The following is a 13834-nucleotide window of genomic DNA, read 5'->3' as shown; positions in this document are numbered from 1 at the left end:
ATGCCCAACAAGGCAGCGTAGTACGCCGGCAGGGGAGGCTTTGTGTACGGCAGGAACCGCTGCCGCGCACCCCAGGCAGGGCGTGTGCCTCTGGCCTGGTCCGGGCAGGGCCGCGCGTCCACGACTTGTGCACACGGTTGGGACGTACGCCCGGATCAGGAAGTCCGACCGGAGGCCCAACCGGAGCTCTGACCGGAGGTCTGAGTCGCCACCGGCAGGCCGGCCGCGCGCCAAGCCTGGAAACCGCCCACCAGGTCTGTCGCCCGGTGCAGCCCCAACTGGCGCAAGGAGGCAGCCGCGAGGCTCGACGCGTAGCCCTCGTTGCAGACGATCACTACGCGCAGGCCGTGGCTCGTGGCCTCGGGAGCGCGATGGCTGCCCTGGGGGTCGAGGCGCCACTCCAGTTCGTTGCGCTCGACGACGAGGGCGCCGGGGATCAGCCCGTCGCGCTCGCGCAGCGCCGTGTACCGGATGTCGACCAGCAGGGCCGCGCCCGCTCGCGCGGCCTCGTGGGCGGCGTCGGCCTCGACCCGGTCGAGGCCCTCACGGACCCGCTCCAGCAACTCGTCGATTCCGACCGGGCTTTCGGCTCCCGGGCGGCCTTCGGCGGTCACTGCCAGTCCGCCGGGCGCTCGACCTGCTCCAGGCGCAGGACCTGGCCGCTGCGGCTGTAGCGGCGGATCTGCGGCAGCGGAGGGTAGTACGCGTGGACGGAGATCGCGTGCTCCTCCGTGGACTCGTTGAGCACCTCGTGCACATGGTGCTGACCGAAGGAACGGCCCTTGCCGGTCCCCAGCCGCCGTTCCCGGTCGATGCCCTCGGTCAGTTCGAGGGTCTTCCAGCCGTCGGTGGGCAGCCGCGCGGTGAGCGAGTTCTCCTTGAGCTCGCCCGACGCCGTGAGGAAGGCACCGACCGACTCGGCGTGGTCGTGCCAGCCGGTGCCCGTACCGGGAGGCCAGCCGATGAGCCAGGCCTCGCTGCCGCCGGGCCCTTCGAGACGTACCCACGTACGGCCCTCGGGATCGAGCGGGAGAGAGGCGATCAGCTCGGCGTCGGCGGCCGTGCGCCGGACGAAGCCGAGCAGCTCGGCCTGCGTGGGGCCATGAGCCGGAGCGGTGGCGGAGGGCGTCAGGGAAGGGGAGACAGACACGGATACCGTCCTGGTCAGCGTTCGCGTGGAGCGCGCGGGAACGACGTCGGCGACGCGCGCGGGTGGAGAGGATGCGAATTCAGCAGGACGGGCGACACACGCAGCCCGCATAGCGGACGAGGTCCATATGGACCCTCCGCCACAGGCGCACACAGGTGTCGGTCACGATCCGGAGTACACCATGGCGGTCCGGACCGGTCAACTCAGTGTCACCGACTGGACAGAGCGCACTCAGGATGCCCCCGCCGATGCCTCCGCCGTGGCCCGGGGGCCGCCCAGAGCCGCCTCCGCCGCCTCGTACAGATCCGCCGGGCGCACCCCGCTGAGCGCCGTGACCAGGTGCCCGTCCGGGCGGATCAGCAGCACCGTGTGCGCCGCCGCACCCGGGTAGCTCTCGGCGACCAGCAGCTCGGCGTGGTGCGGCAGCGCGGTCACGGCGGCCGCGAGGCGCGGCATGATCCCGGCCGTCACCCAGTGCTTGCGCTCCCACACCCCGGTCCCCGGCGCGATCAGCAGGACCAGCAGTGCCCCGTGGCCCAGCCGGTCCCGCAGCCGCACGAAGGAACCGTCCTCCGCCGTCACCCGTACATCGGCGATCTGGTCGCCCACCGCCGTGCCGACCTCGGCCGACGACTCGGCGCGTGGAGGCGCGAGCGGTGAATCGGCGTACGCCCCCGGCGCACCCAGCTGGCCGCGCCCCAGATGACCGTCGGTGAGCAACGAGTCATGGCCACGGGCCGACCCCGGCACCGCGGAGCGCAGCCCTCCGGCACGCAGTATCGGCAGTGCCTGGTCCGCGGCGCGCAGGCGCGCGGCGACGACCGCGCGCCGCTCCACCTGGTAACTGTCGAGCAGCGCCTCGTGCGGGCCGTGGTGCCAGGCGAGGGACAGCTTCCACGCGAGGTTGTCGGCGTCCCGAAGACCGTCGTCGAGGCCCTGCGTGCCGAGCGCACCGAGCAGATGCGCGGCGTCCCCGGCCAGGAAGACACGTCCGGCCCGCCACCGGCGCGCCAGCCGGTGATGCACCGTGTGGACTCCGGTGTCCAGCAGCTCGTACGGGGGTGTGGTGCCCCCGCTCCAGCCGGCGAGGGTCTCGCGGACGCGCGCCACCAGTAGGTCCGGTGTGACCAGGTCCTTGCCCGGCGGCAGCAGCCAGTCCAGGCGCCACACGTCGTCGGCGAGCGGGCGTGCGGTCACCTCCCCGGCCGAGGGGCCCGACGTCCGCCACGGCGGCATCCGGTGCAACAACGCCTCACCGGGCCACGGAAGTTCCGTACGCAGCGCGGCGACGGCGTGTCGCTCGACGGCGGTGCGACCGGGGAAGCGGATGTCCTGGAGTTTGCGCACCGTCGAGCGCGGTCCGTCGCAGCCGACCAGATAGCTGCCGCGCCACCAGGTGCCCTTGGGCTCGCGGGTGTGCGCCGTGACGCCCGAGGTCTCCTGCTCGATCGAGTCGAGGCGGCTGTCCACGGCGACCTTGACCAGGCGCTCGGTCGCGATCGCCGCCCTGAGCGCGGCGGTCAGTACGTGCTGTGGGACGTGCAGAGGCGCGGGCTCGTCGTCGCCGAACGAGATCTGCCGCATCACCTGCTTGCGCCGCATCGACCGCCATCCGGCCCAACGGAAACCGGCCTCGGCGAGCGGGAACCCTGTCAGCCGCTCGATCAGCGCAGTGGTGTCCTCACGCAGTACGACGGTCCGCGCGAGCCGCTGTTCGTCCTTGCCGGGACCCTCGTCCAGAACGATGGACGGGACCTCCTGGCGGGCCAGCGCCAGGGCGAGCGTGAGTCCGACGGGCCCCGCTCCGACGATGATCACCGGGTCCACGACGCGGCGCCCCCTGCCCGGAGAGGTGTGCCGAGTGTCTTACCGGGAGTGGCAGGTGGAGCGGGGTGCACGATCACAGAACGTATGCAACCCATTGCCGGTGCTTGCGTCAAGTGACGGAGGCAGTGGCGATCACGCCACTGCCTCCGGTTGCTCACATCTCGTCAGTTCTTCGGTGCGCGCGGGTCGTTCACGGACCCTTGTCGACCTCGTGGGTGACGTCCACGTGGTCGCCGGGTGCGCTGAGCTCGTCGACCGCGTCCACTCCGAGGACCGCGCCGGTGGACTTCTTGCCGCGGCGCAGCCTGCCCTCCAGCCAGCTCGCGAAGGACGTGAGGGCGAAGTTGATCACGATGAAGATCACGGCCACCACCGTGAAGCTGGCGATGGGATTGCCGTAGTAGCCGATCATCGCGCTGGCCGCCGCGAGCAGCTCGGTGTAGGTGAGGACCGCGCCACCGAGCGCCGTGTCCTTCACGATCACCACGAGCTGGCTGACGATCGCCGGCAGCATCGCCGTGACCGCCTGCGGCAGCAGGATGAACCGCATGACCTGGTTCTTGCGCAGGCCGACGGCCATCGCCGCCTCGGACTGTCCCTTGGGCAGCGAGAGGATGCCGGCCCGGACGATCTCGGCGAGGACCGCGGCGTTGTAGAGCACCAGGCCGGTGACGACCGCGTACAGCGGGCGGTCGTCCGTGTTGACGTTCGTGTACTCGGAGAACAGGGCGAGGCCGAAGATCATGAGCACCAGCACCGGGATGGCGCGGAAGAACTCCACCACGACGCCGGCCGGGACACGCACCCAGGCGTGTTCGGACAGCCGGGCGATACCGAGGACCGCGCCGAGCGGCAGCGCGATGACCATGGCGAGCGCTGCGGCCTTGAGGGTGTTCTGCAGACCCGGCCAGAGGTACGTGTTCCAGGCCTCGGTGCCGGTGAGGAAGGGCTTCCACAGCGCCCACTGGAGCTGGCCCTTCTCGTCGAGCATGCCGTACATCCACCACAGCACAGCGGCTAGAGCGGCGAGGAACACCACGGAGAACACGATGTTCCGCCGCTTGGCCCGCGGCCCCTGGGCGTCATAGAGGACCGAGCTCATCGCTTCACCGCCACCTTCTTGCTCAGCCAGCCGAAGAACAGACCGGTCGGCAGCGTCAGACACACGAATCCGAACGCGAAGACCGCGGAGATCGCGATGAGCTGCGCCTCGTTCTCGATCATCTTCTTCATCAGCAGTGCCGCCTCGGCGACACCGATCGCGGCGGCCACCGTGGTGTTCTTCGTCAGCGCGATCAGGACGTTCGCCAGCGGGCCGACGACCGAACGGAACGCCTGCGGCAGCACGATCAGCGACAGCACCTGCGTGAAGTTCAGGCCGATGGCGCGCGCCGCCTCGGCCTGGCCGACGGGCACCGTGTTGATGCCGGATCGCAGCGCCTCACACACGAACGCCGAGGTGTACATGATCAGACCGAGTACCGCAAGCCTGAAGTTGATGGTGTCGGTCTGATCGGAGCCGAGGGTGATTCCGAATGTCTGGTTGAAGCCGAGCGACGCGAACAGGATGATCAGAGTGAGTGGGATGTTCCGCACGATGTTGACGTAGGCGGTACCGAAACCGCGCATCAGGGGCACCGGACCGACCCGCATGGCGGCCAGCATGGTTCCCCAGATCAAGGAGCCGACGGCGGAGAGGACGGTCAGCTGCACCGTCGTCCAGAAGGCTTCCCACAGGTCGTAACCTTCAAGAAAGTCGAACACGATCTCCCGCGCTTCCGCGTGTGGGGAGGGGCCCTCCTGACAGGTGCGCCGCCCCGGAGGACGGCGCATCTGTCAGGCCAGGTCCCGCTTCACTTGACGATGTTGCCGATCTTCGGGGCGGGCTCGTTCTTGTACCCGGCCGGGCCGAGGTTGTCCTCCACGGCCTTGTCCCACGACTTGTCGGAGACCATCTTCTCCAGGGCCGTGTCGATCTTGGCCTTGAGGTCGCTGCCCTTCTTGACGCCGATGCCGTAGTTCTCGTTGGTCATCTTGAAGCCGCCGAGCTTGAACTTGCCCTTGAAGTTCGCCTGCGAGGCGTAACCGGCGAGGATCGAGTCGTCCGTGGTCAGCGCGTCAATGGCGCCACTCTGCACACCGGTCAGACACGCCGAGTACGCCGGGTACTGCTGCAGCTGGGCCTTGGGGGCGAGCTTGTCCTTGACGTTCTGCGCCGAGGTCGAGCCCGTAACCGAACACAGCTTCTTGCTGTTGAGGTCCTTCGGTGACTTGATCGAGTCGTCGTCGGCGCGGATCAGGACGTCCTGGTGGGCCAGGAGGTACGGACCGGCGAAGTCGACCTTCGCGGCGCGCTCGTCGTTGATCGAGTAGGAGGCGGCGATGAAGTCGACGTCACCGCGCTGGAGCAGGGTCTCGCGGTCGGCGCTCTTCGCTTCCTTCCACTGGATCTGGTCCTCGCTGTAACCGAGCTGCTTGGCGACGTATGTCGCGACGTCGACGTCGAAGCCCTCGTAGCCCTGCGGCGTCTTCTGGCCGATGCCGGGCTGATCGAACTTGATGCCGATGGTGATCTTCTTGCTGCCGCCCGAGCCGGTGTCGGCGCTGTCGCTGTCCTTGTCGTCCGAGCCGCACGCGGTGGCCGTGAGGGCGAGTGCGAGGACGGCGGCCGAGGCGGCGGTGACCTTGCGGAGCTTCATGGTGAACATCCTTTGAGTGGTGAAGATGTGCGATCCGTCGGTGGCGGGTGACGCGGGTCGTCAGTGGTGCAGGATCTTCGACAGGAAGTCCTTCGCCCGGTCGCTGCGCGGGTTGCTGAAGAACTGGTCCGGCACAGCCTCTTCGACGATGCGCCCGTCCGCCATGAAGACGACGCGGTTGGCGGCCAAACGGGCGAAACCCATCTCGTGTGTGACTACGACCATCGTCATCCCGTCACGCGCAAGCTGCTGCATGACTTCCAGGACCTCGTTGATCATCTCCGGGTCGAGAGCCGACGTCGGCTCGTCGAAGAGCATGACCTTGGGGTCCATCGCCAGCGCCCGCGCGATCGCGACACGCTGCTGCTGGCCGCCCGAGAGCTGCGCGGGGTACTTGTCCGCCTGCGTGGCGACACCCACCCGGTCGAGCAGCCCGCGCGCCTTCTCCTCCGCGGCCTTCTTGTCCGCCTTACGGACCTTGACCTGGCCCAGCATCACGTTCTCGAGCACCGTCTTGTGCGCGAAGAGGTTGAAGGACTGGAAAACCATGCCGACATCGGCCCGCAGCCGGGCCAGTTCCTTGCCCTCCTCGGGCAGCGGCTTGCCGTCGATCGAGATGTCTCCCGAGTCGATCATCTCCAGGCGGTTGATGGCGCGGCACAGGGTGGACTTTCCGGACCCGGAGGGCCCGATGACCACGACGACCTCACCACGCGCGATCGTCAGGTCGATGTCCTGGAGCACGTGCAACGCACCGAAGTGCTTGTTGACGTTCTTCAGTACGACCAGATCGTCGGCCGCGGGTACGGCGTCCTTGGTCACCGATACTTCGGTCATCGGCCTCTTGCTCCGTCCTCCTCGGTTGCGGAGGACAGTAGTGATGCCGCACGACCAGCGTCATTACATCTGAGGGGAAATTGAGCATAACGATCTGGTAGCAACCGGACACTCTTCGTGAAGGCCGTGGCGGGCACGTACCGGCTGCGTAACGGAAGTCGGCCGCGCCCCGAACACACTTGACGCCGTCAGCGTCATCGGACTGACTTCCAGGGGGGCACGCGCGCGTGCCCACGTCTATCCACCGAAAACGTACGACCGATGAACCGAAGGGGGCCGGTATGAGACTGCTCCTCGTCGAGGACGACAACCACGTGGCCGCCGCTCTGTCCGCGGTCCTCGCACGTCACGGCTTCGACGTCACCCACGCCCGCAGCGGCGAGGAGGCCCTCCAGGCGCTCGTCCCCGAAGGCGCCGGCTTCGGAGTGGTGCTCCTCGACCTCGGCCTGCCCGACCAGGACGGCTACGAGGTCTGCGGCAAGATCCGCAAGCGCACCAGCATCCCCGTCATCATGGTCACCGCGCGCGCCGACGTGCGCTCCCGGATCCACGGCCTCAACCTCGGCGCCGACGACTACGTGGTGAAGCCGTACGACACCGGGGAGCTCCTCGCCCGTATCCACGCCGTCAGCCGGCGCAAGGTCGCCGACGAGGCCGCGGCCCCCGGCGAGACCGCACTGCACCTCGGGTCCGTACGGATCGAACTGCCCACCCGCCAGGTCAGCGTGGACGGTTCGGTTGTCCAACTGACCCGCAAGGAGTTCGACCTTCTCGCTCTCCTCGCCCAGCGTCCCGGTGTGGTGTTCCGGCGCGAACAGATCATCAGCGAGGTCTGGCGCACCAGTTGGGAGGGGACCGGCCGCACCCTGGAGGTGCACGTCGCGTCCCTGCGCTCCAAGCTGCGCATGCCGGCCCTGATCGAGACCGTGCGCGGCGTCGGGTACCGGCTCGTCGCGCCCGCCGCGTAGCGGGGCCAGGTGCGCGCACGTCTCCTCCCGCTGCTCATCGTCCTGATGGCGGCCGTACTGCTCGCCCTCGGCGTCCCCCTCGCCGTCAGCCTGGCGGCCGCCCAGCAGCAGAAGGTGGTCGTCGACCGGATCGACGACACGGCCCGCTTCGCGTCCCTCGCACAGTTCGTCACCGACCCGCCCAAGGGCTCACGGGTCGACTCCTCGGACGAGCGCCTCAACACGCTCGGCAGGGAACTCATCAAGTACAACGGGCTGTACGGCATCAAGGTCGGCGTGTTCTACCGCGACAACATCATGGCCAAGGCGCCCGCGGACTGGTACATCCCCGTGAAGGGCGAGGCCCGCGACGCCTTCGAAGAGGCCTTCCAGAGCCGCCGCAGCCACGACCCCGCACAGGTCTGGCCGTGGCAACGGGACCGTCTCGTCGTGGCGTCCCCCGTCATCCGGGACGGTGACGTCATCGCCGTCGTGGTCACCGACTCGCCCACCGGGCAGATGCGCTCGAAGATCCTGCGCGGCTGGCTGGTCATCGGCGTCGGCGAGATCGCCGCGATGCTCCTCGCGCTCAGCGCCGCGCTGCGCCTGACCGGCTGGGTGCTGCGGCCCGTACGGGTCCTCGACGCCACCACCCACGACATCGCGACCGGCCGCCTGAAGTCACGCGTCGCGGCCGCGGGCGGGCCGCCGGAACTCAGACGCCTGGCCCGGTCGTTCAACGAGATGGCCGACAACGTCGAGGACGTGCTGGAACAGCAGCGCGCCTTCGTCGCCGACGCCTCGCACCAACTGCGCAACCCCCTGTCCGCCCTGCTGCTGCGCATCGAACTGCTCGCCCTGGAACTCCCCGAGGGCAATGAGGAGATCGCCTCCGTCCGTACCGAGGGCAAGCGCCTCGCGCAGGTCCTGGACGACCTCCTGGACCTCGCCCTCGCCGAGCACGCCGAGGCGGACCTGCGGCTCACCGACATCGGCGAGCTGACCGCCGAGCGCGTGGCGTCCTGGTCGCCGCTCGCCGACGACAAGGGCGTACGACTCGTCGGGACCTGCCCCGCCACGACCGCGTGGGCCGACCCCGTCGCCCTGTCCAGCGCCCTGGACGCGGTGATCGACAACGCGCTGAAGTTCACCCCCGAAGGAGAGTCCGTCGAGGTCGAGGTGGCCTCCAACGGCGAGGTCTCGACCATCGTCGTCACCGACCTCGGTCCCGGACTCAGCGACGAGGAACTCACCCGCGTCGGCGACCGCTTCTGGCGCAGCCCCGGCCACCAGAACGTCAAGGGCTCCGGCCTCGGCCTGTCCATCTCCCGGGCCCTGCTCGCGGCGGGCGGCGGCGCCATCACGTACGAGCACCACGAGCCGCACGGCCTGAAGGTGACGGTGAGCGTGCCGCGGACGGTGCCGGGAGCCTGAACGGCCGCGTGAGCGGCGCCCGCGCCGGCCGCCCCGGCCCCACTGCGGCCACCGTCGTACGAGCCGCAGCCGCGGCCCTGCGAACCGCTGTGGCTCAGCCGCAGCCGCCCTGCGAACCGCTACGGCTTGACCGAGCGGTAGTAGCGTCTCGCGCCCTCGTCCAGCTCCAGCGGATCGGTGTAGATGGCGGTCCGCAGGTCCACGCGCTGTGCCGCGTGCACCTCCTCACCGATGCGGTCGCGACTGTGGATCACCGTGCGGGTCATCCCCTCGGTCAGCGTCGCGTCCGTTCCCGCCCGGGTCACGAGCAGGTTCGCCACCGCCACCGTCTGCACGGAGACTCCGGACTGGGCACGGGGATAGGCCTCCGCCGGCATGACGGCGGACCGGTAGTACTCGGCTTCCTGGCCCTGGTCGTGCAGCTTCTCCACGAGGTCGGGGGTGATCGGGACCAGCCTGATGTCGAACCTGTTCGAGAGGTCGCCAACGGCAGTCGTCGGGAGCCCGCCGGACCAGAAGAAGGCGTCGATCTTCCCCGATTCGAGCAGCCTCGGCATGTCTCCTATGCCGACGGGCACCGGCTCGATGTCCTTGTCCAGGTCCAGGCCGGCCGCTTTCAGCACATGCTCGGCGACGAGCCGCACCCCGGAGCCGGTCGGCCCCACCGCGACCTTCTTGCCCTTCAGCTCCCCGATGGACTCCACGGTGGACGTCTGGGGGACGACCACGTGCACGTAGTCGTCGTACAGCCGGGCGCAGCCGCGCAACTGGTCCGCGCCCCGGCCGCCCTCCCGCTGGTACTTCGCCACCGCGTCGGCGGCCGCGATGGTGAAGTCGGCCTGCCCGGTGGCCACCCGCCGCACGTTCTCCTGCGAGCCGACGCTCTCCCGCAGATCCACGTTCAGGCGTGGCATGTCCTTGGCGAGCGCCTCCTGCAGCAGCGTCCCGTACAGCTGGTACACGCCGGAGGGCGACCCCGTACTGAAGGACACCGTCCCGCCCGGTGAGCTCTTGCCCAGGGGCAGCAGCCACCACAGGAGCAGCCCGAAGGCCACGAAGGCGGCGGCCGAACCCTGTAGGGCCCGGCGTCTGCCGATACGGGAAAATGCCTGGAACATGCGCGCGATCCTGCCAGCACACCGCCCACGATGACCAGGGCCGGGCCCCCGGAGGCGGGTGCCGCGGTCCGCACGCCCCCGTACGAAAGGCGCCAGGGCCGGACGTACCCCGGGCACCGCCTGCCCTTGTCGCATGAGCGGCAGCGACCGGAGCCGTGCAGGTCGTCCGGGAGGCTGAAGGCCGCATCGGTCGGAGGGGCGGGCGCCTTGGCCAGGATCTGGGCGTCGTGGAGCAGGCTGTCGGCGAGGGCTCGACCGGCGGGTCGCCGGCCGGAGCCAGGCAACACGCCCATTCCAATACATGTGGCATCCGGTCGCCGCGGTGCCGGTTCAGTATCGGGTGTCCGGTACCGAGCGGCACGGGCCGGTGCTGGCGCGGATGGTGATGAGTGGTCTCAGCAGGACGTTCCGGGGAGGGGCGGCGGGCGACTTCAGCCGCTCCATCATCAACTCGACGGCGATCCGGCTGATCTCGGCGACCGGCTCCTCGGCCGCGGTGAGCGGCGGGATCACCGAATGCGTCAAGGTGGGCCCGGCGGTCAGGCCGACGACTGAGAAGTCGCGGGGCACGATCCGCCCGGCGCGCGTCAGACCGCGGTACAGGCCGCCCACGGACGCCTCGCTCAGGGTCGCCACCGCCGTGGTGGCCGGATCGTCCCGCAGGATCTGCTCCAGGCACGCCTCGCCGGCGGCCGTGTCGTCTCCGCAGAAGTACGTGCGCCCCGTGAGCCCCAGTTCCTGGATGCCCTGGTTGAAGCCGTCGAGCCCGCAGTGCGCGGATTCGTACCCGGACCGGAAGAATTCCTCCGACCGGTTGATGAAGGCGATGGTGGTGTGGCCCAGATCGGCCAGATGCCGCACGCAGTTGCGCCCCAGGGCCACGAAGTCCAGATCCACCCACCAGGCGTCCTCGATGCCGGGCCGTCCGATCGCGACGAAGGGGAAGCCGATCTCGGTCAGGTGGTCGACCCGGGAGTCCGTCAGCTTGATCTCCATCAGGATCACGCCGTCCACCCGGTCTCCGGCCAGCAGCCGCTGGAGCGGGGGGTCGCCCACCTCTCTGCCGGTGGTGAGCAGCAAGTCGTAGTCATAGGCCTGGGCCGCCTCGGCCACCCGGCCGACGAAGTCCAGCTGCATCTCCGTGTAGTGGGGGTCATTGGGCGGGCAGACCATCCCGAGCACGCGTGTCCGGTCGACGGTCGGCAGCGCCCCGCTACCGGTGTCGGCGTTCCCCGGTGTCACAGATCTGCCCACCCCGGGCCGTTCGGCAGGAGCTGCTCGGCCCAGATGGTCTTGCCGGTGCTGGTATGACGGGTGCCCCAGCCCTGCGTGAGCTGGGCGACCAGGAGGAGTCCGCGGCCTCCCTCGTCGAAGGTACGAGCGCGGCGCAGATGGGGAGCGGTACTGCTGCCGTCGGAGACCTCACAGATCAGGGTGCGGTCGCGGATCAGCCGCAGCTGGATGGGAGCTTCGCCGTACCTGATGGCGTTGGTGACCAGTTCGCTGACCACCAGCTCGGTGATGAACGAGGCTTCCTCCAGCCCCCAGGCCGCCAGCTGGCGGGAGGCCTGCGCTCGCGCGTCCGCGACTACCTCGGGATCGACAGGCAGGCCCCAGGTGGCGACCTGGTCGGCGTGGAGGGCGCGGGTGCGGGCAACCAGCAGGGCGACGTCGTCGGCGGGGCGCTCGGGCAGCATGGAGCCGATCAGGGTGTCGCAGGTGGCTTCCAGGGAGGGGGAAGCGGCGGCCAGGGAGTCGCGCAGCCGGGCGAACCCCAGGTCGAGATCGCGATGGTGGGCGTCGACCAGTCCATCGGTGTGCAGGGCGATGAGGCTGCTCTCGGGCAGTTCCAGTTCGGTGATCTCAAAAGGCACGCCGCCCACACCCAGCGGGGGCCCCGGAGAGACACCAATGGTGACGACCGTGCCATCGGGGTAGAGGACGCTGGGCGGGGGATGGCCTGCGCTGGCGAGGGTGAAGCGCCTGGACACCGGGTCGTAGACGGCGTACAGGCAGGTGGCGCCGAACTCGCCCACGCCCGGCCCGCCCAGGCCCACACCGTCATCGTCGCTGCCGAGATGGGTGACCAGGTCGTCGATGTGGGTGAGGAGCTCGTCGGGCGGCAGGTCGACATCGGCGAGGGTCCGTACGGCGGTACGCAGCCGTCCCATGGCGGCGGAGGCGTGGACACCGTGTCCGACCACATCGCCGACGACCAGAGCGACCCGGGTCCCGGACAGCGGGATGACGTCGAACCAATCGCCGCCCACTCCGCTCTCGGAGCTGGCCGGCAGATAGCGGAAGGCGGCCTCGACCGCGGCCTGCTGGGGCAGCACCTGCGGCAGCAGGCTGCGCTGCATGGTGAGGGCGGCGGCATGCTCGCGGGTGTAGCGCCGGGCGTTGTCCATGCTTACGGCGGCCCGGCCGGCCAGTTCCTCGACGAGCAGCAGGTCGTCCTGCTGGAACGTCCCCGGGCGAGTCGAGCGCCAGAGTACGACCACACCGAGCACCATGCCCCGGGCTCGCAGCGGTACCGCCATGCCCGAGTGGATGCCGTCGCGGTGGACGCCGGCGCTTCTGATCTCGTCGCCCTCGATCCAGCGGACGAAATCGGGGTCGTCGAGCCCGCTCAGCAGGGGTCGTGCCGCGGCGAGACAGCGGGCCGGGGGAGAGAACGGCGGGTAGGTGTCGACCGCGCCCAGTTCGACGGCGAGCTCGGGGACGCCCTCAACGGCGGACAGGGCCGCGGCCCTGCGCAGCAGCACGGGTTCACCGGCCTCATAGGGCGTCGGCTCGTCTCCCTCGAGGACTGAGTCGAAGAGGTCCACGGTGACGAAGTCGGCGAGATTCGGGACCACCACCTGGGCCAGCTCCCGAGCGGTGCGTCCCACGTCCAGGGCGGTGCCGATCCTTGCGCCCGCCTGGTTCAGCAGGGCCAGCCGCTGGTGGGCCCCGTGCTGCTCGCTGTTGTCGAACGCGGCGGTGCCCACTCCGCACATCCGGCCGGAGGAGTCCTTGACCGGCCACATCTCGACGCTCCAGGCGCGGTCACCGATGTAGCCGTCGTAGCGTGCCGGTGATGCGGTCTCGGCGACCTGGCGCAGCTGCCTCAGCCAGCCCCCGTCGGCGCCGTCCGGAAGAACATCGGCGTAGGACCGTCCGTGCAGCTGTGCCTCCCCGGTTCCCAGCATGTCCACGTGGAGGCTGTTGACCTGTAGGTACCGCAGTTTCGCGTCGAAGGTGGCCAGGGCGACCGACGCCTGGGCGAAGGGCGGCTCCAGCATGGCCCTGTCGGACCCGCCCGCGGTCCCGGCCCCTTGGGTCCTGTTCCCGGACGAGTGCGGGGAGACGGTCACGGCCACGACGGACCACCCGTGGGCCTTGCCCTGACCGCCCAGGGACGGACAGGCGCGCAGAGTGCCGACGAGTCGGTGGCCGTCCCGATGGCGGACCTCCACGGGCCCGCTCCATGCCTCACCCGTGGCCAGGGCGTCCCAGGCCGGAGAGTCGTCCACGGCGAGCAGCTCGGTGACGGCGTGGCCGACGACCGCGGGGGAGTGGCCGAGCAGGCGCTGGGCGTCGTCGCTCCAGCCCAGCACCTCGCCGTGCGCGCCGACGACGATCGTGGCCAGGTCAGCCGGAGGCCGGTGGTCATGGGGGCTCTCGCGTACAGCGCTGCCACGCTGTGCCATCGCCGCTCACCCCGCAACCCTCAATCCGCTCGAAGCCAACAATACCTTCATATATCAGACATATCAGTGAAGCATCATGTGCGGCCATTCGCGCCGTTCGGCGTCCGTCGCGAACCGTGAGGCGGCATCT

Annotated in this window: 13 protein-coding genes; 2 read left to right on the top strand and 11 right to left on the bottom strand. The window is 69.7% G+C overall.

What is annotated here, in order from left to right; all coding sequences use genetic code 11:
- Positions 1 to 155: 155 nt before the first annotated feature.
- The 8 genes from ACH4YP_RS15090 to ACH4YP_RS15055 all read right to left on the bottom strand — a co-directional run bounded on the left by ACH4YP_RS15090 (position 156) and on the right by ACH4YP_RS15055 (position 6513).
- Positions 156 to 614 (bottom strand): rhodanese-like domain-containing protein, encoded by a 459-nt coding sequence (locus tag ACH4YP_RS15090; protein ID WP_398490809.1) that lies wholly within the window; start codon positions 612 to 614, stop codon positions 156 to 158.
- A complete protein-coding gene (locus tag ACH4YP_RS15085) occupies positions 611 to 1150 on the bottom strand; it encodes a cysteine dioxygenase (RefSeq protein WP_361059215.1) in 540 nt (179 codons plus the stop codon). Before ACH4YP_RS15085 ends, ACH4YP_RS15090 begins: the two co-directional genes overlap by 4 nt.
- 79 nt (positions 1151 to 1229) lie before the next feature.
- The gene (locus tag ACH4YP_RS15080) at positions 1230 to 1301 is read right to left on the bottom strand and encodes a putative leader peptide (protein ID WP_309544753.1); all 72 of its coding nucleotides are present in this window, start codon (positions 1299 to 1301) and stop codon (positions 1230 to 1232) included.
- A gap of 80 nt (positions 1302 to 1381) precedes the next feature.
- Positions 1382 to 2977, bottom strand: coding sequence for an FAD-dependent monooxygenase (locus tag ACH4YP_RS15075; RefSeq protein WP_398490808.1), 1596 nt, complete (start codon positions 2975 to 2977; stop codon positions 1382 to 1384).
- 190 nt (positions 2978 to 3167) lie between these two features.
- On the bottom strand, positions 3168 to 4079 hold the full coding sequence (locus ACH4YP_RS15070; protein WP_398490807.1) for an amino acid ABC transporter permease: 912 nt from the start codon (positions 4077 to 4079) through the stop codon (positions 3168 to 3170).
- Complete coding sequence (locus ACH4YP_RS15065; protein WP_398490806.1) at positions 4076 to 4741, bottom strand: amino acid ABC transporter permease; 666 nt, start codon at positions 4739 to 4741, stop codon at positions 4076 to 4078. Before ACH4YP_RS15065 ends, ACH4YP_RS15070 begins: the two co-directional genes overlap by 4 nt.
- 89 nt (positions 4742 to 4830) lie before the next feature.
- Positions 4831 to 5676, bottom strand: a complete 846-nt coding sequence (locus ACH4YP_RS15060; RefSeq protein WP_398490805.1) for a glutamate ABC transporter substrate-binding protein — start codon at positions 5674 to 5676, stop codon at positions 4831 to 4833.
- 60 nt (positions 5677 to 5736) lie between these two features.
- Positions 5737 to 6513, bottom strand: a complete 777-nt coding sequence (locus ACH4YP_RS15055; RefSeq protein WP_398490804.1) for an amino acid ABC transporter ATP-binding protein — start codon at positions 6511 to 6513, stop codon at positions 5737 to 5739.
- Positions 6514 to 6794: 281 nt separating this feature from the next.
- Here ACH4YP_RS15055 and ACH4YP_RS15050 point away from each other — a divergent pair, with 281 nt between their 5' ends.
- Complete coding sequence (locus ACH4YP_RS15050; RefSeq protein ID WP_361059205.1) at positions 6795 to 7481, top strand: response regulator transcription factor; 687 nt, start codon at positions 6795 to 6797, stop codon at positions 7479 to 7481.
- Positions 7482 to 7490: 9 nt separating this feature from the next.
- The gene (locus tag ACH4YP_RS15045; RefSeq protein WP_361059203.1) at positions 7491 to 8894 is read left to right on the top strand and encodes a HAMP domain-containing sensor histidine kinase; all 1404 of its coding nucleotides are present in this window, start codon (positions 7491 to 7493) and stop codon (positions 8892 to 8894) included.
- Positions 8895 to 9013: 119 nt separating this feature from the next.
- Here the strand turns inward: ACH4YP_RS15045 and ACH4YP_RS15040 are convergent, their stop codons facing one another.
- From ACH4YP_RS15040 to ACH4YP_RS15030, 3 genes are all read right to left on the bottom strand, one after another.
- Positions 9014 to 10012, bottom strand: a complete 999-nt coding sequence (locus tag ACH4YP_RS15040) for a TAXI family TRAP transporter solute-binding subunit (RefSeq protein ID WP_361059201.1) — start codon at positions 10010 to 10012, stop codon at positions 9014 to 9016.
- A gap of 330 nt (positions 10013 to 10342) precedes the next feature.
- On the bottom strand, positions 10343 to 11254 hold the full coding sequence (locus tag ACH4YP_RS15035; protein WP_361059199.1) for a substrate-binding domain-containing protein: 912 nt from the start codon (positions 11252 to 11254) through the stop codon (positions 10343 to 10345).
- A complete protein-coding gene (locus tag ACH4YP_RS15030; RefSeq protein ID WP_398490803.1) occupies positions 11251 to 13704 on the bottom strand; it encodes a SpoIIE family protein phosphatase in 2454 nt (817 codons plus the stop codon). Before ACH4YP_RS15030 ends, ACH4YP_RS15035 begins: the two co-directional genes overlap by 4 nt.
- Between the last annotated feature and the right edge of the window lie 130 nt (positions 13705 to 13834).

Origin of the sequence: Streptomyces sp. NPDC020747 (assembly GCF_044334695.1) — a bacterium.
GTDB lineage: Bacteria > Actinomycetota > Actinomycetes > Streptomycetales > Streptomycetaceae > Streptomyces.
Note: the sequence above shows the minus strand (reverse complement) of the source record. Positions and strands in the feature narration are given on the sequence as shown.

Excerpts from the sequence above, each read along its gene's own strand:
- ACH4YP_RS15055 (WP_398490804.1), bottom strand. The coding sequence starts at position 6,513 with ATGACCGAAGTATCGGTGACCAAGGACGCCGTACCCGCGGCCGACGAT.
- ACH4YP_RS15030 (WP_398490803.1), bottom strand. The coding sequence starts at position 13,704 with ATGGCACAGCGTGGCAGCGCTGTACGCGAGAGCCCCCATGACCACCGG.
- ACH4YP_RS15040 (WP_361059201.1), bottom strand. The coding sequence starts at position 10,012 with ATGTTCCAGGCATTTTCCCGTATCGGCAGACGCCGGGCCCTACAGGGT.
- ACH4YP_RS15070 (WP_398490807.1), bottom strand. The coding sequence starts at position 4,079 with ATGAGCTCGGTCCTCTATGACGCCCAGGGGCCGCGGGCCAAGCGGCGG.
- ACH4YP_RS15060 (WP_398490805.1), bottom strand. The coding sequence starts at position 5,676 with ATGAAGCTCCGCAAGGTCACCGCCGCCTCGGCCGCCGTCCTCGCACTC.
- ACH4YP_RS15050 (WP_361059205.1), top strand. The coding sequence starts at position 6,795 with ATGAGACTGCTCCTCGTCGAGGACGACAACCACGTGGCCGCCGCTCTG.